Below are 16,901 nucleotides of genomic sequence, written 5' to 3' on the forward strand. Positions count from 1 at the left end.
GTTCAATACCGACCTGCTGCGCTTGCGCCAGCACGAGCAGGCCTTTGCCCTGCGCTCCGACCTGCAGCAAGCCGAGGCTTTGCGCAGCGGCCTGCAGGGCCTGACCGAGCGCGCCCGTGGCCTGCCGACGCTGGCGGCGGCGGAAACCGACCTGGCGGCCTATGGCCAGGCGTTCGAGGCCTTTGTCGAGGCGGTGCAGGCCAAGGAGTTGGCACTGGACATGGCCAGCTGGTCGGTGTCCAGCGTGGCCAACAACCTCGACGTACTGCAGGCCGGCCTGGCCGATGATGGCGTGTACACCCTCAAGCAGTCCCTGGGCCAGCAAGGCGGTGCATTCCTCGAGCAGGCCGCGCAGGTGGCGCAGGTGTCGCGGCTGATGTTGCAGGCCATGGACGAAGCGCGGGTACGCCTGGAAAAAAGCCGCAAGGGCGAAGAGGGCGTCAGCCAGGAGCGCATCGCCCAGACGGTCGAGGCCGCCAGCCTGGTCAGCCAGTTGCAGGGCGCGGTCAGCGATGCCGGCTACCAGAGCGTGCTGGGCGAAGTGGCGGGGCACATTGGCAGCTTCTCGGAAAAACTCAACGAATACACTGACCAGCTGGCCCGCGAACAGGGCTTGAAGGCGCAGTTGCAGGCCAGTGCCGAGCAAGCCACCAGTCGGGTCGACCAGGCCTATATGGGGCAGGAACAGGCCCTGCAGGGCGAACTGCAACGCAATGCCGTGGCCATCGGCCTGGCTACGGCATTGGCGCTGCTGGTGGGTGTGCTGGCCGCCTGGCTGATCACCCGCGCCGTGGTCGGGCCGCTCAAGCATGTGATTGCCCGCGCCCAGCGCATTGCTGCCGGCGAGCTGAGCTTTGACGCCCAGGCACCACGCCGTGACGAAGTAGGGCAGTTGATGCAGGCCATGCAGCAGATGGCGGCGGGCCTGTCGGGCATTGTCAGCGGTTTGCAGCAAGGCATCGAGCAACTGGCTGGCAATGCGCAGGCGCTGTCGGCGGTGACCGAGCAGACCAACCGCGAAGTGGGCAGCCAGAAGGAAGAGACCGAGCAGGTGGCCACCGCCATGCAGCAGATGACCGCCACTGTGCACGATGTTGCGCGTAATGCCGAAGAGGCGGCGCAGGCGGCCCAGGCTGCGGACGAGAAGGTTGATTCCGGCCAGCAGGTGGTGCGCCAGAGCATGCAGCGCATCGAGCAACTGGCGGCGGCGGCGGAGACGGCCAGCGCCGGTATCGACAGCCTCAGTGCCGAGATCCACACCATTGGCGATGTGCTGGAAGTGATCAAGAGCGTAGCCGAGCAGACCAACCTGCTGGCGCTGAATGCGGCTATCGAAGCCGCCCGGGCGGGTGAGCAGGGGCGTGGCTTTGCCGTGGTCGCTGATGAGGTGCGTGCGCTGGCGCGGCGTACCCGGCAGTCTACCGAGCAGATCGAGACCTTGGTCGCCAGCCTGCGCGGCAATGCTCAGCAGTCGGTGGCACAGATTCGCGGCAGTACCGAGCTGGTGCGTTTGGCGGTGGCTGATGCGCTGCAGACCGAAAGCGCGCTGGGCAGCATTGCCGCGGCGGTGTCATTGATCCAGCAGATGAACCAGCAGATTGCCGCGGCGGCCGAGCAGCAGAGCTCGGTGGCGGAAGAGATCAGCCGCAGCGTCACGCAGATTCGCGGCAGTGCCGATCAGGCGGCGTTGGCGATGCAGGACAATGCCCGGTCGAGTATCGAACTGGCGCAGTTGGGCACTGACCTGAAGGGGATGGTGGGGCATTTCAGGTTGTGATTCGGGCTTGGGCTTTGTGTTGCCTGTGCCGGCCTCTTCGCGGGTGAACCCGCTCCCACAGGGACCCTACTGCCTTCAGGTCCAGTGAAGGTCCTGTAGGAGCAGCCTTGTGCTGCGAAGGGGCCAGTAATGCTACAGAACACCTTCTGTCATACCGGCCTCTTCGCGGGCACGCCCGCTCCCACAGGGAACACACAGCATTCAGCCCAGTGGTATTCCTGTGGGAGCGGGTTTACCCGCGAAGAGGCCGGTACAGGCAACAAATATCTTCAGGCCCTGCGCGGGTTGAGGATCACCAAGGCCAGCACCCCCGCGACAATCCCCCAGAACGCCGAGCCGATCGAGAACAAGGTCAGCCCCGAAGCGGTAACCATGAAGGTAATCACCGCCGCCTCCCGCTCACGCGCTTCGCTCATGGCCACGGTCAGCCCGTTCATGATCGAGCCGAACAGTGCCAGCGCCGCAATCGACAGCACCAGCTCTTTCGGCAGTGCCGCGAACAGCGCCGCCAAGGTCGCGCCGAACACCCCGGCAATGCCATAGAAAATCCCGCACCACACCGCCGCGGTGTAACGCTTGGCCGGGTCTTCATGGGCATGCGGCCCGGTGCAGATCGCCGCGCTGATCGCCGCCAGGTTGACCCCGTGCGAGCCAAACGGCGCCAGCAGCAGCGAGGCAAAACCGGTAGCCGAAATCAGCGGCGAGGCCGGCACCTGGTAGCCGTCCGCGCGCAGCACGGCCACACCCGGCATGTTCTGCGAGGTCATCGCCACCACGAACAGCGGAATGCCAATGCTGATGGTCGCCGCCAACGAGAAGCTTGGCGTGGTCCACACCGGTGTGGCCGCTTCCAGGTGGAAGCCACTGAAGTCCAGCAGGCCCAGGGCGCCGGACAGCGCCGTGCCCACCAGCAGCGCGGCCAGTACGCAGTAACGCGGCGACAGGCGCTTGACCAGCAGGTAGCTGAAGAACATGCCCAGTACCAGCAAGGTGCGGTGCTGGGCGGCAACGAATATTTCGCTGCCGATCTTGAACAGGATGCCCGCCAGCAGCGCCGAGGCCAGCGAGGCCGGGATGCGCTTGACCAGGCGCTCGAAGCTGCCGGTCAGGCCACAGATCAGCACCAGCACGGCACAGGTGATGTAGGCGCCGATCGCCTCGCCATAGCTGACCCCGCCCAGGCTGGTGATCAGCAAGGCGGCGCCGGGGGTGGACCAGGCCACGGTGATCGGTGTGCGGTAACGCAGCGACAGGCCGATGCTGCACACCGCCATGCCAATCGACAACGCCCAGATCCATGAGGAAATCTGCGCGCTGGTCAGCCCGGCTGCCTGGCCGGCCTGAAACATCAGCACCAGCGAGCTGGTATAGCCGGTGAGCATGGCGATGAAGCCGGCGACCACCGCCGACGGGGAGCTGTCTGCCAGGGGCCGCAGGCGTGCGGAAGTGGCATCGGTCATGAACAAAATCCTTGTAAAGGTGTAAGCAGTTTTTTCAGACTACAGCGAGCAAGGTTGATCCTTGCCATACAGCGGCCATTGCTTTTAGCCGTACAGTCGCCAACTATTGGGCGCAAATGCAGAACTGCACAGGCAGCCACAAGATGGCGCCCGCTTTTGTAGGAGCAGCCTTGTGCTGCGAAGAGGCCGTTTCAGCCCATGCAGGTGCTGCGCCTGTAACGGCCTCTTCGCAGCACAAGGCTGCTCCTACAGGGCCAGGCGAGATCTTTGGCATAGAGGGGAGAGGGGCGATGTACAAGGTCTATGGCGACTACCAGTCGGGCAACTGTTACAAGGTCAAGCTGATGTTGAGCCTGCTGGGCCGGCCATACGAATGGCATCCGGTGGACATCCTCAAGGGCGAGACCGAAACGCCCGAGTTCCTGGCGATGAACCCCAACGGCAAGGTGCCAGTGCTGGAGTTGGAAGACGGCAGCTACCTGTGGGAGTCCAATGCCATTCTCAACTTCCTGGCCGATGGCAGCGAGTTCCTGCCGACCGAGCCGCGCCTGCGCACCCAGGTGTTGCAGTGGCAGTTCTTCGAGCAGTACAGCCATGAGCCGTACATTGCCGTGGCGCGTTTCATCCAGTACTACCTGGGCTTGCCGGACGAGCGCCTGGAGGAGTACCGCAAGCTGCACAAGGGCGGGTACAAGGCGTTGAGGGTGATGGAGCGGCAGCTGCAGATGACACCGTACCTGGTCGGTGAGCAGTACTCGATTGCCGATGTGGCGTTGTACGCCTACACCCATGTGGCGCAGCAGGGCGGGTTCGACCTTGCCGACTACCCGGCGGTGCGGGCGTGGCTGGAGCGGGTCAGCAGCCACCCACGGCATGTGCCGATGGTGGGGTAGTTTTTAGCCTGTGCCGGCCTCTTCGCGGGTGAACCCGCTCCCACAGGTACCCCGCTGACCTCAGGTCCAGTGATATCCCTGTGGGAGCGGGTTCACCCGCGAAATGGCCGGCACAGGCCGCCTGCAGCCCATCAGGCCGACGCGAACCGCTCATCCAGATAGGCAATGATCGCCTTGGACTCATACATCCAGGTCACCTTGCCCGCTTCTTCAATGCGCAGGCACGGCACTTTCACCCGGCCGCCACCTTCCTGCAGGGCCTGGCGGTGCACCGGGTCGTTCTTGGCATCGCGCAGCGCCACCGGCACGTTCAAGCGGTGCAGGGTGCGGCGTGTCTTGACGCAGAACGGGCAGGCGTGGAACTGGTACAGCGCCAGGCCCTGGGCCGCTTGCTCGACGCGGGCCTGGGCGGCGGCGTCGCGCTTGCGCTTGGCCGGGCGGCTGATCCAGTCGCCGAACACGATGAGCTGGCCGAGGCCAACCCGCAGGGCTTTGACGATCATGGGCAACTCCTGAAATGAAAAAGCCGACCCGGCAGGGTCGGCTCGGGGTCAGCAGCCAATCACTTGATCAGGCTGAGGAACTCGCTGCGGGTGGCGGCGTTTTCGCGGAACTCACCCAGCATCACCGAGGTGATCATGGTCGAGTTCTGCTTCTCGACGCCGCGCATCATCATGCACATGTGCTTGGCTTCGATGACCACGGCAACGCCGGCGGCACCGGTTACCTGCTGCACGGCCTCGGCAACCTGACGGCTGAGGTTTTCCTGGATCTGCAGGCGGCGGGCGTACATGTCGACGATGCGCGCCACCTTCGACAGGCCCAGTACCTTGCCCTTGGGCAGGTAGGCCACGTGCGCCTTGCCGATGAACGGCAGCATGTGGTGTTCGCACATCGAATACAGCTCGATGTCCCGGACCAGCACCATTTCGCTGTTGTCAGAGCTGAACAGCGCGTTGTTGGTGACTTCTTCCAGTGTTTGCTCATAACCGCGGCAAAGGTACTTCATCGCCTTTGCAGCCCGCTTGGGCGTGTCGAGCAGGCCCTCACGGGAGACGTCCTCGCCAATCTGGCTGAGGATCTCGGTGTAGTTCTGTTCCAGGGACATGGATCTACCTGTGGGAAAAAATCGCAAAAACGAAGGGTACGGCGGTGAGGGCGGCGCTGCAAGCGCGGCGTTACTCGTCGCGGCCTTCGAGCATGGTTCGCTTGAGCATCACATACACCGCGCCGGTGCCGCCGTGGCGGGCGTTGCACGAGGCAAAACCGAGCACTTGCGGGTGCTGGCGCAGCCATGTGTTGACGTGGCTCTTGATCATCGGGCGCTTGCCATCCAGGCGCGCGGCCTTGCCGTGGGTCACCCGTACGCAGCGCACTTCCAGCCTGGTAGCTTCGGCGATGAAGTCCCACAGGGTTTCGCGGGCCTTTTCCACGGTCATGCCGTGCAGGTCGAGGCTGCCCTCGAACGGGATCTGCCCCAGCTTCAGCTTGCGCAACTGGCCTTCCTGCACGCCATCGCGGCGCCACATCAGCTCGTCTTCGGCACCAACGTCGATGACGAACTGGTCTGACATGCCGTCGATCACCAGCGCCTTGTCACTGCGCACCGTCGCCGCCTGGCGCAGGCCGGCCAGCTTCTGGCGGTCGGCCTTGGGCTTGCCGACTTCGGCGCGGTCGTGGCGGATCGGTTTGACACCGCGCACTTCGGCTTTGAACAGGGAAAAATCGTCGTCTTGCATGATGCCTCCACGTGGGCGGCGTAGTTTACGCGACTGTGGGGCCTTGTGCAGCCTGTGCCGGCCCTTTCGCGGGCACGCCCGCTCCCACAGGGATATCACCGGACCCGAGGGCAGTGTGGGGCCTGTGGGAGCGGGTTTACCCGTGAAGAGGCCCGCACAGGCAACACAAAATTATCAGTCGTGTTTTTTCATCAGGTGCGGCGACAGGTTCAGTTCCCGCCCGCGGCGCAGACGAATGCGGCTGCGCCGCCAGAAGCGCACGCCCAGCCACAGCAGCAGCAAGCCGGCCACGGTGAGGATGCCGGCCAGCGGCTTGTTGGCATTGAGCTCCGCCAGGGCAGGGTAGTTGCCCAGCAGGCCGGCGACGCCGGCCATCGCCAGCAGCACGCCCAGAGTCGCCAGCATGGCCGACAGGCCGGCCGCCAGGCGGGCGCCCCAGTTACGCGGTTCGCGCGGGCGCAGGCGCTTGGCGTCGAAACTGCCTTTGAGCTTCATTCCGCTCTCCTCTGTGGATATCCGGAATTGGACCTGGGGCCGCCCATCGGGTTCCGCCCGGCTGCCGGGCGGTTGCCTGGCTGAATCAGATCAGGCTGGCGGTGGGGGCCACGCAAGCGAAGTTGTCGGCCATCACGGCCATTTCGCACTGGTGGATCTGCGCGGCCGGGATCACCCCATCCTTGAATGCCAGGTCGCGGGTAGCCGAAGCGTCTTCCACCAGGGTGCAGCGGTAACCATAGTCCTTGGCGCGGCGTACCGTGGTGCTGACGCTGGAGTGGCTCATGAAGCCGCAGACGATCAGGTCCAGGTGGCCCAGCGCCTGCAGGGTTTCATGCAGCTGGGTGTTCTTGAATGCGTTGGGCATGCGCTTTTCGATGACGATTTCGCCTTCCAGCGGCTCCAGCCCCGGAATGAACTGGCCGGCCGGCCCTTGTGGGTCGAAACGGCCACCGACAGTGCCCAGGTGGCGGACGTGGATGATCGGACGGCCGCTCTTGCGCGCGGCGTCGAGCAACCTGGCGATGTTGGCCACGGCCTCGTCCATGCCCGACAGCGCCAGGGGCCCGCTGAGGTACTCCTTTTGCGCATCGATGATGATCAGGCTGGCGTGGCTCAGCTTGGCCGGCGGGTAGTCGCGGCCAGTGAGGCGAAACATCGTGGTTGGAACGGACATCAAGGGCTCCTTGGATAGGGCTTTTGTATACCTATTCTCCCCTGCCTTGGCGCCAATGGGAATGGTTGACAACGCAAGCGGCATGGTTACTGGCTTGTGGCTAGCCATTGGGCAAGGCAAAGGAACAAATGTGCGGGTGGGGCTGTTAGACTTTTGTCCGGTCTGAATTAGGAGTACCCCGTGATCACATCCCGCCTGCGCACGCTGCGCGACTACATCCGCTGGGCGGTCAGCCGCTTCCACGAGCATGACCTGTTCTTCGGCCACGGTGCCGACAACGCCTGGGACGAGGCCCGTCTGTTGGTACTGGGGGCAGTGCACCTGCCGTGGGAGGTGGCCGACAGCTACCTGGACTGCATGCTCGAAGACGACGAGCGGGTACGCCTGCAGCACCTGCTCAAGCGCCGTATCGAAGAGCGCGTGCCGGCCGCCTACCTGTTGGGCGAAGCCTGGTTCTGCGGCATGTCGTTCATCGTCGACGAGCGCGTGCTGGTGCCGCGTTCGCCGATTGGCGAGCTGATCGAGAAACGCTTCGAGCCGTGGCTGGCGAGCGAGCCGGCGCGCATTCTCGACCTGTGCACCGGTTCTGGCTGCATCGGCATCGTTGCCGCCGACGTCTTCCCCGAGGCCGAGGTAGTGCTGGCCGACCTGTCGTTCCAGGCGCTCGAAGTGGCCAACCAGAACATCGAACGTCACGGCCTGGATGGGCGCGTGTATACCGTGCAGGGCGACGGCTTTGGCGGGTTGCCGGGGCAGCGTTTCGATCTGATCCTGTCCAACCCGCCGTATGTCGATGCCGAGGACTTCGACGACATGCCGGCCGAGTACCACCACGAGCCCGAGTTGGGCCTGGCCTGCGGCAACGATGGCCTGGACCTGGTGCGGCGCATGCTGGCCGAAGCGGCCGACCACCTGACCGACAAGGGCTTGCTGGTTGTCGAGGTGGGCAACAGCCAGGTGCATGTCGAGGCGCTGTACCCCGAGGTGGACTTTGCCTGGCTGGAGTTCGAACGCGGCGGGCATGGAGTGTTCATGCTGACTGCCGAGCAGTGTCGCCAGCATCAGGAACTGTTCAAGGCCCGGGTCTGATTCATTGGGGCTGCGTTGCAGCCCATCGCGACACAAGGCCGCTCCTACAGGGATACGCGTCATCCCTGTGCTACGCGATCTCCTGTAGAAGCGGCCTTGTGTCGCGATGGGCCGCAAAGCGGCCCCAATTCCTAACGGCTAGGCGACGCGGTGTCAGCGCGTGGCAATCCAGATCAGCAACCCCGCCTGGAACACCGCAAACGCCACCAGGCAGGTAATGGTAAAGCGCAACCCGCTGTCTTCACGCTGGTACTTGGCTACCCGCTCATCCCGCTCACGCAGTTGCCCTTCCTTCTCCTGCAATTGCTGGTCAGCCTGCTGCAGCAGGCCGGCGGCATCCAGTATCTCCACTCGCTGCAAGCGCTCGCTGTTCCACGCGCCCTTGAGCTGGCCCACCGTCATTTCCACGGTACGGCCCTTGAGGTGCTGGCTGTCCTCGTACTCCACCTCGATCCCCACCCCGCGCAGGCAGTGGTCACGACGCAGGCGTGAGTCTTCGTTCAGCGCATCCTTGCTCGGCAGTGCCATGCCCTCGATCCGGTAGTGCGACCACTTGCGCTGCAGCCATTGCGCGGCCTGGGCCAGCAGAAAGCGGCCGATGCCACGGTTCAGCGGCTCCAGTTGCAGGCCATGTTCATTGCCAATGCGCACCAGGCGCGTGGCGTGGTCGACGCGTATGTCCAGGCGGTTCTTTTCCTTGTGTACCTTCTGCCCGGGCAGCTGGACTTCCATGCGTAACAGGCTGTGGGCCTGGTCATGGCGCTCAGCATAGCCGAACTGCACAAAGCGCAGCGGCCGCGCGCCGGTGTTGCGGTCGGTGGGCAGGGCGGCCAGGCGCAACAGCTGGAAATGTTCGACGGCCAGCTCGGCCCAGGGCAGGGCGGTGCTTTCCTCGGGCTCTTCGGCCGGCTCTACGGCGGCGGGGGCGGTTGTCATCAGGGCTTGTCCTCAAGTGCGTGCCGGCTGCAAGAGGGGGCACTGCGTGCCCCTTTCGCGACGCAAGGCCGCTCCTACAGAGGATCGCGCATAGCAGAGACGACGCGTAACGCTGTAGGAGCGGCCTTGTGTCGCGAAGGGCCGCGCAGCGGCCCCAATTTTCGCCGTTATCCACCCTATCGGCAGAAGCGTCCAGGACCTGAGCCTATTTCCCTTACGCCGAAGGCAAATGCTGAATAAACGTCACAATCTGCTCGCCAAGTTCCCTGGCCAGCGGCAGTTCAGGGTTGAGGTAGCTTTCGCGCTGCTGGCTCATCGCCTTGGGGCTGATGCGCAGCATGTGGTTCATGCCATCGATCAGCACCAGTTGGGCGTCCGGCTTGGCCGCCTTCAGCCGTTCGGCGTCAACCACGCTCACCTGCACATCGTTGCGCCCCTGCACGATCAGCGCGGGCATGGGCAGCCGGGCAAAGGCCGCCGCCGGGTTCTGCTGGAACAGCGAAATCAGGTAGGGCTGCACGCTGGGGCGGAACACCTGGCGCAGCGGCGCCGGTACCTCCAGGCTGGTCTGCCCGGCCTGCAGGCGGTCGAGCAGGGCACTGCCGCCGGCCAGTTGCGCCGGCGGCAGGCGCTGGGCCAGTTGCTCGCGCAGCACCTCGGCCAGCGGCCGGCCGCTACCGGCCAGGGTAATCACCGCGCTGGCGCCGGCCTGCTCGGCCGCCAGGCTGGCGATCAGCGCGCCTTCGCTGTGGCCGATCAGGATCAACGGGCCGAAGCGTGGGTCGGCCTTGAGCTTGTGGCTCCAGGCGACCACGTCCGCCACGTAGCGATCCACGCTGAGGTCACGCTCGTCGGGCGTGGCCGGCTGGCTGGCGGCCACCCCGCGCTTGTCGTAACGCACGCTGGCGATGTGCTCGCTGGCCAGCAGCAGGGCCAGGCGCTTGAGGTTGTCGACCCGGCCTGACGCCGGGTTGTTGCCGTCACGGTCGGTGGGGCCGGAGCCGGCGATGATCAGCACCACCGGCGGCGGGGTGGCCTGTTGCGGCAGCAGCAGGCTGCCGTGCAGCACGCCCTGGCCGGTGTCGAGGTCGATCGGGCGCTGCAGCACAGTTGGGGCGGCGGCTTGGGCCAGGCCGGTACACAGGAGGAAGAAGAGAGCGACGAGGCGCGACATCATGCGGTACTACTTGGGGAGATGAAGGTTTGACCCAGCGTGCGTGGGAAGGTTCTCGGACCGTGCATGCAGGTTCGGCCTCTTCGCGGGTAAACCCGCTCCCACAGGGATCGCGCCAGCTTTTGGAAATTGAGCAAGATAGTTGCCCACAGGTACAGCACAATTTTCGCATCTTGTGATGACTCTGTGGGAGCGGGTTTACCCGCGAAGAGGCCAGCACAGGCGGTCAATCCATCTGTATACTGCCGCTTTCGTTCACTTCAGGCAGATCTCGCGGAGCGTCCATGTCCGGCAATACCTACGGCAAGCTGTTCACTGTCACCACCGCTGGCGAGAGCCATGGCCCGGCGTTGGTCGCCATTGTCGATGGATGCCCACCGGGCCTGGAAATTTCCCTCGCCGACCTGCAGCACGACCTCGACCGGCGCAAGCCCGGCACCAGCCGGCACACCACCCAGCGCCAGGAAGCCGACGAGGTGGAAATCCTCTCCGGCGTGTTCGAAGGCCGCACCACCGGCTGCTCGATCGGCCTGCTGATCCGCAACACCGACCAGAAGTCCAAGGACTACTCGGCGATCAAGGACCTGTTCCGCCCGGCCCACGCCGACTACACCTACCACCACAAGTACGGCATCCGCGACTACCGCGGCGGTGGCCGCAGCTCGGCCCGCGAAACCGCCATGCGCGTGGCCGCCGGTGCCATCGCCAAGAAGTACCTGGCCACCCAGGGCATCACCGTGCGCGGCTACATGAGCCAGCTGGGCCCGATCGAAATCCCGTTCAAGACCTGGGAGTCGGTGGAGCAGAACGCTTTCTTCAGCCCTGACCCGAGCAAGGTACCGGAGCTTGAGGCCTACATGGACGAGCTGCGTCGCGACCAGGACTCGGTGGGTGCCAAGATCACCGTGGTCGCCGAAGGCGTCATGCCGGGCCTGGGCGAGCCTATCTTCGACCGCCTGGACGCAGAACTTGCCCATGCGCTGATGAGCATCAACGCGGTCAAGGGCGTGGAAATCGGCGCCGGCTTCGCCAGCGTGGCCCAGCGCGGCACCGAGCACCGTGACGAAATGACGCCGGAAGGCTTCCTCAGCAACAATGCGGGCGGCATCCTCGGCGGTATTTCCTCGGGCCAGCCGATCGTTGCCCACCTGGCGCTGAAGCCGACCTCCAGCATTACCACCCCGGGGCGCTCCATCGATGTCGACGGCAACCCGGTGGACGTCATCACCAAAGGCCGCCACGACCCGTGCGTGGGCATCCGCGCCACGCCGATCGCCGAGGCGATGATGGCTATCGTGCTGATGGACCATCTGCTGCGCCACCGCGCGCAGAATGCCGATGTGAAGGTGAATACCCCGGTGCTGGGCCAGCTCTGATTCGCCAGTACTGGCCTCTTCGCGGGTAAACCCGCTCCCACAGGAATATCACTAGGCCTGAGGGCAGTGAGGTACCTGTGGGAGCGGGTGCACCCGCGAAGAGGCCGGCACAGGTCCCCACAAGGCCACCCCCATGCAACCAATCCCCTACTGGCGCCTGTCCAGCTTCTACCTGTTCTACTTCGCCCTGCTCGGTTCCACAGCCCCGTTCCTGGCGCTGTACTTCGACCACCTGGGCTTCTCTGCGGCACGCATCGGCGAGCTGGTGGCCATTCCGATGTTGATGCGCTGCATCGCCCCCAACCTGTGGGGCTGGCTGGGCGACCGCACCGGCCAGCGCCTGCTGATCGTGCGCCTGGGCGCGCTATCTACCCTGGCCACCTTCGCCCTGATCTTCCTTGGCAAAAGCTACGCTTGGCTGGCGCTGGTCATGGCCCTGCACGCGTTCTTCTGGCATGCGGTGCTACCGCAGTTCGAGGTCATCACCCTGGCCCACCTGCACGGGCAGACCGCGCGCTACAGCCAGGTGCGCCTGTGGGGCTCGATCGGCTTCATCCTCACCGTGGTCGGCCTGGGCCGGCTGTTCGAATGGCTGAGCCTGGATATCTACCCGGTGGCGCTGGTCACGATCATGGCCGGCATCGTCGCCGCCAGCCTGTGGGTGCCCAATGCCCAGCCAGCGGAGCAGGGCGAGCGCAGCGGCGCGGGTGGTTTTCTGCAGCAGCTTCGGGCACCCGGGGTGGTCGCGTTCTACGCCTGCGTGGCCCTGATGCAGCTCAGTCACGGGCCGTACTACACCTTCCTCACCCTGCACCTGGAACACTTGGGCTATGCCCGGGGTGCCATCGGTTTGCTGTGGGCACTGGGGGTGGTGGCCGAAGTACTGGTGTTCATGGCCATGAGCCGCATCTTCGCGCGCTTTTCGGTACAGCGGGTGCTGCTGGCCAGCTTCGTGCTGGCGGCGCTGCGCTGGCTGTTGCTGGGCAACCTGGCCGATGAGCCGGCGGTGCTGGTTTTCGCCCAGGTGTTGCACGCGGCCACCTTCGGCTGCTTCCATGCTGCCAGCATCGCTTTCGTCCAGGCCAGCTTCGGCGCCCGCCAGCAGGGCCAGGGCCAGGCGCTTTATGCGGCGCTGTCGGGCACTGGGGGTGCGCTGGGGGCGTTGTATTCGGGCTACAGCTGGAAACTGCTGGGCCCAACCTTCACCTTTGGTATGGCCAGTGCCGCAGCCTTGGCTGCAGCCGTTATCATTACCCTTTGTTCGCAACCGACCAGGACCCGCCCCTGATGAGCATTCTCTGCGTTTTCCACCCCTCCAGCCCGGACCTGCCGAACAAGGTGCTGACCCACCACGACGACATCGCCGTCACCCTGGCCGAGCAGGGCGTGCGCTTTGCCCATGCCGAGCATGGCCTGCGGGTGCGCCCGGGCACGGCTCAGGACGAGGTGCTGGAGGCCTGTCGCGATCACCTGGACCAGTTGATGACCGCGCATGGCAGCAAGGCCTTCGTGGTGCTCAACCGTGATGGTGAGGCCCCGGCGCAGGTAGATGTGCGCGATGAGCATGTGCATGACGCCGACGAGGTGTTTGCCGTGGTCAGCGGGCGGGCGCAGGTTGGCCTGCGTGTGGGGGAATGGGTGTATTCGGTATTGTGTGAAAAGGGTGACCAGTTGGCGGTGCCAGCGGGGACCCGGCGCTGGGTCGAGCTGGGCGATGCACCGTTTTGCCTGGCGTTGCGGTTGTATGGCAGCGAGCAGGGCATGCAGCCGAAGTTTACCGGCGATGTGACTGCGCGGGCGTTCCTGGGCATTGATGAGTTGTGATGGCTTTTCCGACCTCTTCGCAGCACAAGGCTACTCCTACAGGGCCAGTGTCACCGGTACCTGTAGGAGCAGCCTTGCGCTGCGAAGAGGCCAGATCACCCAACCCAAAACTTAGCGATAGGTCGGCAAGGCAAACCGCTGCTGGCTCTGCAGCATCGAAATCACTGGCAACTCGCTGGCCTGCTCGGCCAGATCCCGGCGGATGGCGCTGATCGCCCACGAAAGCTGCTCGGCGCTGTGCAGTTGCGCATAGGTCAGCACCCGGCGGGTGACCTTGCCGTCAGCAGCGCGCAGGGTCAGCATCACCCCGCCGTCGGGGCGGGCCTGGGTATCCACCTGATAGGCCGAAAATACCGAAACGAACTTTTCCTGGATGAGGTCCATATCAACTCCTGGCTGTTGCGTGGCAGACATGAGTTGATGTTTGCAGTGACCGTGCCAGGATGTTTTTTCTAGAAAAGGTCTTAAAATTCAGGTAGTTACGTTTAATTTTCTGAGGCTCTGTCGTGCAACCTGCACGGTCGTGCATTTTGCACAGTGCATATTGCACGACCCGCCGCCAACTATCGGCCCGATAGAATCTGAACCTTTGACCCGGCAGCCTTGCCTGACAAAAACTTGGGCAACGATTTCTGCCAGGAGGTTCCAAATGTCCAGCCAACCCACGCCCGCCACCATGACCGACGACGAAACAGCCGCCTTTGCCGAGCAGGTGTTCGAGCGTGCCCGCCAGGGCGATGCCGAGATGCTCGGGCGCCTGCTGGCCAGCGGCCTGCCGCCCAACTTGCGCAACCACAAGGGGGACACTCTGCTGATGCTGGCCAGCTACCATGGCCACCACGATGCAGTGCGGGTGCTGCTGGCGCATGGCGCCGACCCGCTGATTGCCAACGATAACGGCCAGCTGCCCATCGCCGGCGCTGCGTTCAAGGGCGACCTGGCCATGATCCGCCTGTTGCTGGAGCACGGCGTACCGGTGGATGCCGCCGCGCAGGATGGCCGCACCGCGCTGATGCTGGCGGCCATGTTCAACCGCAGCGAAATCCTCGACTACCTGCTGGCCCAGGGTGCCGACCCGGCCCGTCAGGATGCCCGTGGTTCCACCGCGCTGATGGCAGCGCAAACCATGGGCGCCGTGGACGCCGCAGCGCGCCTGCAAGTGCTGGCCGGCTAACCGCAAGGGGGCATTTGCGGCTATCCTTGGCGACTTTTCACCCGTCGCAGGCCCCCTTTCATGAAAACTCAGTTGCTCGAATTCATCCGCCTCATTGCCGCTGGCTGCATGCGTGAGGAAGACATCGAGCGCATCGCCGACGAGGCCGCCCAGGCCTACGCCGACCCCGCCGCCTTCCTGTCCGCCAACCCCGACATCAACTACGACGACAGCTTCCCCATCCCCCTGGGCGAATGGGTGGTGCTGGGCAGCCTGCCGGACACCGTGGTGTTCCAGGCCGACAGCTACCAGGAGCTGTTCCAGCAGATCAGCGATTCGTTCGACCAGAGCGTGCCGTTCACCCTCAAGCCCAAGCAACTGGCCCGCACCGAGCCGCTGACCGCACTCAACCGCATCCAGGTGCAGATGGGGGCGCTGAACAAAGAGGCGGGTGGTTATGTGCTGCTCAACTTCAGCCAGTTGCTGGATGACGAGCTGCAGATGGTGATGGTGGGGCAGAACGACCTGGCGCGGGTGCTGGAGCTGGGGGCAGAGGTGGGGATCAAGGTCGAGCCTGCCCTGGAGGCCCTGAAGGTGGCCGTACACGTCTGATTTTGCGTTTGCTTCTTCGCGGGTAAACCCGCTCCCACAGGGATATCACTCCCCTCAGGCCCAGTGATATCCCTGTGGGAGCGGGTTTACCCGCGAAGTGGCCGGCACAGGCAGCTTCAAGCTTCAGCCCAGCGCAGTATCCAGGAACATCATCACCGCAAACCCCCCCATCAACCCCAGGGTCGCCGCCGTCTGGTGCCCATTGCGGTGGGTTTCGGGAATCACCTCGTGGCTCACCACAAAGATCATCGCCCCCGCCGCCAGCCCCATGCTCACCGGGTAGGCCAGGGCAAAGCCGGTCGAAATCCCCAGGCCGATCACCGCACCCAGCGGCTCCATCAGCCCCGACCCGATCGCCACCAGCGCGGCCTTCAGGTTCGACAACCCGGTAGCGCGCAGTGCCAGCGCCACGGCCAGCCCCTCGGGGATGTCCTGGATGGCGATGGCGCTGGTTAGCGGCAGGCCGATGTTCATGTCGCCATTGGCAAAACTCACGCCAATGGCCATGCCCTCAGGCAGGTTGTGCAGGGTAATCGCCAGCACGAACAACCACACCCGGCTGATGCGCTCGGCTTCTGGGCCACAAGGGCCGGTGCTCTCGTGTTCATGCGGGGTAAAGCGATCCAGGCCGAGCATCAGCAGCACGCCCAGGCCCATGCCCAGCACCACGGTGAAGGCCGCGGCCGGGCCGTTGCCGGTGATTTCGCGGGCGGCGTCCAGGCCTGGCAGAATCAGCGAAAACGAACTGGCCGCCAGCATCATGCCGGCGGCAAAGCCCAGCATCACATCCTGGGTGCGTGCCCTGACATCGCGCAGCACCACCGCCAGCACCGCGCCCAGCGCCGTGGCGCCAAAGCCGGACAGCCCGCCCAGTGCGGCCAGGTGAAGATTATCGGCGTGATCGCCGTTCACCGCGTTCCACAGGCTTGCCCCCAGCAGTACCAGTACCACCAGCATGCTCAGGGCAAGGCCTGCACCGATCCAGGGGTTGTCGTGCATCTGTTGGCGCCAGGCGCTGATAGGCGAGGGCAGGGCAACGCTGGGGGTATTTGCGGGTGGCATGACGACCTCGAAATCGATGGATACAGCAGTTTAAGCAGTGACCCGCACAAACGGCCAAGGATTCCCTTCTATTGACGTGATAGCTGACTATGCTGTGCAGCAAAAGCCTTTGACAGGAGTTTTGGCATGGGGTCGACGTTCAACAGCCTGGTCGGGCTGATCATTCTGGCGCTGGATATCTGGGCCATCCTCAATGTGATCAAGAGTGGCAGCGAAGTGGGCATCAAGGTGTTGTGGATACTGCTGATCGCCTTGCTGCCGGTGGTGGGCCTGGTGATCTGGGCGATCGCCGGGCCGCGGGGGAATGTGCGGATCTGAAATGCCTGTGCTGGCCTCTTCGCGGGTAAACCCGCTCCCACAGGTAGATCACCAGACCCGAGAGCGATGATATCCCTGTGGGAGCGGGCGTGCCCGCGAAGAGGCCGTAACAGACAAAAACGGCAACACCCCCGTGACAAAATTTTCACATTGGTTTAAACAGAATCCGCACCCGCACAATGCTGCGTTGGTATACACCTGCGCCATCTCCGCAAACCCGCAATCCTAGGACCTTCCCATTCATGGCTAACCCGGACGCCTTGAAGCAACGGGGCGCGCGAGCGTCGTTCTCGCCCACCCTGAAATCCCACCTGGCC

The 16,901-nt window shown here is 64.5% G+C and carries 19 protein-coding genes and 1 pseudogene; 10 read left to right on the plus strand and 10 right to left on the minus strand.

Going from position 1 to position 16,901, the window contains the following annotated elements; all coding sequences use genetic code 11:
• Window positions 1–673: 673 nt before the first annotated feature.
• Window positions 674–916 (plus strand): annotated as a pseudogene (locus JV551A3_RS31355) (HAMP domain-containing protein); the annotation flags it as partial.
• Window positions 914–1,777, plus strand: a complete 864-nt coding sequence (locus JV551A3_RS31360; RefSeq protein WP_370290417.1) for a methyl-accepting chemotaxis protein — start codon at window positions 914–916, stop codon at window positions 1,775–1,777. The pseudogene JV551A3_RS31355 and the gene JV551A3_RS31360, both read left to right, overlap by 3 nt.
• 269 nt (window positions 1,778–2,046) lie before the next feature.
• On the opposite strand, the gene JV551A3_RS09940 is transcribed toward JV551A3_RS31360, so the two are convergent.
• Window positions 2,047–3,237, minus strand: a complete 1,191-nt coding sequence (locus tag JV551A3_RS09940; protein WP_133970691.1) for a benzoate/H(+) symporter BenE family transporter — start codon at window positions 3,235–3,237, stop codon at window positions 2,047–2,049.
• A 290-nt stretch (window positions 3,238–3,527) separates the two neighbouring features.
• Here JV551A3_RS09940 and JV551A3_RS09945 point away from each other — a divergent pair, with 290 nt between their 5' ends.
• Window positions 3,528–4,130 (plus strand): glutathione S-transferase family protein, encoded by a 603-nt coding sequence (locus tag JV551A3_RS09945; protein ID WP_133970692.1) that lies wholly within the window; start codon window positions 3,528–3,530, stop codon window positions 4,128–4,130.
• Between the two features lie 131 nt (window positions 4,131–4,261).
• Here JV551A3_RS09945 and JV551A3_RS09955 read toward each other — a convergent pair whose 3' ends face one another.
• The 5 genes from JV551A3_RS09955 to JV551A3_RS09980 all read right to left on the minus strand — a co-directional run bounded on the left by JV551A3_RS09955 (window position 4,262) and on the right by JV551A3_RS09980 (window position 7,040).
• Window positions 4,262–4,633 (minus strand): glutaredoxin family protein, encoded by a 372-nt coding sequence (locus tag JV551A3_RS09955; protein WP_003260822.1) that lies wholly within the window; start codon window positions 4,631–4,633, stop codon window positions 4,262–4,264.
• A gap of 59 nt (window positions 4,634–4,692) precedes the next feature.
• Window positions 4,693–5,238, minus strand: coding sequence for a GTP cyclohydrolase I FolE (gene folE / locus JV551A3_RS09960; RefSeq protein ID WP_013971502.1), 546 nt, complete (start codon window positions 5,236–5,238; stop codon window positions 4,693–4,695).
• Between the two features lie 70 nt (window positions 5,239–5,308).
• Window positions 5,309–5,869 (minus strand): Smr/MutS family protein, encoded by a 561-nt coding sequence (locus JV551A3_RS09965; protein ID WP_133970693.1) that lies wholly within the window; start codon window positions 5,867–5,869, stop codon window positions 5,309–5,311.
• A 174-nt stretch (window positions 5,870–6,043) separates the two neighbouring features.
• A complete protein-coding gene (locus JV551A3_RS09975) occupies window positions 6,044–6,364 on the minus strand; it encodes a hypothetical protein (RefSeq protein WP_024086500.1) in 321 nt (106 codons plus the stop codon).
• Between the two features lie 85 nt (window positions 6,365–6,449).
• Entirely contained in the window at window positions 6,450–7,040 is a 591-nt protein-coding gene (locus JV551A3_RS09980) for a cysteine hydrolase family protein (protein WP_025338152.1), read from the minus strand.
• 180 nt (window positions 7,041–7,220) lie between these two features.
• Between JV551A3_RS09980 and prmB the strand changes: the two genes are divergently transcribed.
• Window positions 7,221–8,129: a 50S ribosomal protein L3 N(5)-glutamine methyltransferase gene (prmB, locus tag JV551A3_RS09985; protein WP_133970694.1), complete on the plus strand. Its 909-nt coding sequence runs from the start codon at window positions 7,221–7,223 to the stop codon at window positions 8,127–8,129.
• Between the two features lie 153 nt (window positions 8,130–8,282).
• Here prmB and JV551A3_RS09990 read toward each other — a convergent pair whose 3' ends face one another.
• Both JV551A3_RS09990 and JV551A3_RS09995 read right to left on the minus strand, forming a co-directional pair.
• Window positions 8,283–9,065 carry a hypothetical protein gene (locus JV551A3_RS09990; protein WP_133970695.1) on the minus strand — a complete coding sequence of 261 codons (783 nt, stop codon included), beginning with the start codon at window positions 9,063–9,065 and terminating at the stop codon, window positions 8,283–8,285.
• A gap of 214 nt (window positions 9,066–9,279) precedes the next feature.
• A complete protein-coding gene (locus JV551A3_RS09995) occupies window positions 9,280–10,242 on the minus strand; it encodes an alpha/beta hydrolase (protein ID WP_133970696.1) in 963 nt (320 codons plus the stop codon).
• Between the two features lie 281 nt (window positions 10,243–10,523).
• Here JV551A3_RS09995 and aroC point away from each other — a divergent pair, with 281 nt between their 5' ends.
• The 3 genes from aroC to JV551A3_RS10015 all read left to right on the plus strand — a co-directional run bounded on the left by aroC (window position 10,524) and on the right by JV551A3_RS10015 (window position 13,439).
• Window positions 10,524–11,615 (plus strand): chorismate synthase, encoded by a 1,092-nt coding sequence (aroC, locus tag JV551A3_RS10000; RefSeq protein WP_133970697.1) that lies wholly within the window; start codon window positions 10,524–10,526, stop codon window positions 11,613–11,615.
• Between the two features lie 133 nt (window positions 11,616–11,748).
• Window positions 11,749–12,903: an MFS transporter gene (locus JV551A3_RS10010; protein ID WP_133970698.1), complete on the plus strand. Its 1,155-nt coding sequence runs from the start codon at window positions 11,749–11,751 to the stop codon at window positions 12,901–12,903.
• Window positions 12,903–13,439: an oxidase gene (locus JV551A3_RS10015; RefSeq protein WP_133970699.1), complete on the plus strand. Its 537-nt coding sequence runs from the start codon at window positions 12,903–12,905 to the stop codon at window positions 13,437–13,439. Before JV551A3_RS10010 ends, JV551A3_RS10015 begins: the two co-directional genes overlap by 1 nt.
• Window positions 13,440–13,550: 111 nt before the next feature.
• Here JV551A3_RS10015 and JV551A3_RS10020 read toward each other — a convergent pair whose 3' ends face one another.
• On the minus strand, window positions 13,551–13,823 hold the full coding sequence (locus JV551A3_RS10020) for a DUF3509 domain-containing protein (protein ID WP_112251830.1): 273 nt from the start codon (window positions 13,821–13,823) through the stop codon (window positions 13,551–13,553).
• A 265-nt stretch (window positions 13,824–14,088) separates the two neighbouring features.
• Between JV551A3_RS10020 and JV551A3_RS10025 the strand changes: the two genes are divergently transcribed.
• Entirely contained in the window at window positions 14,089–14,613 is a 525-nt protein-coding gene (locus tag JV551A3_RS10025; protein WP_112251874.1) for an ankyrin repeat domain-containing protein, read from the plus strand.
• Between the two features lie 60 nt (window positions 14,614–14,673).
• On the plus strand, window positions 14,674–15,204 hold the full coding sequence (locus JV551A3_RS10030) for a hypothetical protein (protein ID WP_133970700.1): 531 nt from the start codon (window positions 14,674–14,676) through the stop codon (window positions 15,202–15,204).
• A 123-nt stretch (window positions 15,205–15,327) separates the two neighbouring features.
• Here the strand turns inward: JV551A3_RS10030 and JV551A3_RS10035 are convergent, their stop codons facing one another.
• Entirely contained in the window at window positions 15,328–16,266 is a 939-nt protein-coding gene (locus JV551A3_RS10035; protein ID WP_133970701.1) for a ZIP family metal transporter, read from the minus strand.
• 126 nt (window positions 16,267–16,392) lie between these two features.
• On the opposite strand from JV551A3_RS10035, the gene JV551A3_RS10040 reads away from it, so the two are divergent.
• Complete coding sequence (locus JV551A3_RS10040; RefSeq protein WP_012271091.1) at window positions 16,393–16,584, plus strand: PLDc N-terminal domain-containing protein; 192 nt, start codon at window positions 16,393–16,395, stop codon at window positions 16,582–16,584.
• The last annotated feature ends 317 nt before the right edge of the window (window positions 16,585–16,901 follow it).

Origin of the sequence: Pseudomonas inefficax (genome assembly GCF_900277125.1) — a bacterium.
In the GTDB taxonomy this organism is placed as follows: domain Bacteria; phylum Pseudomonadota; class Gammaproteobacteria; order Pseudomonadales; family Pseudomonadaceae; genus Aquipseudomonas; species Aquipseudomonas inefficax.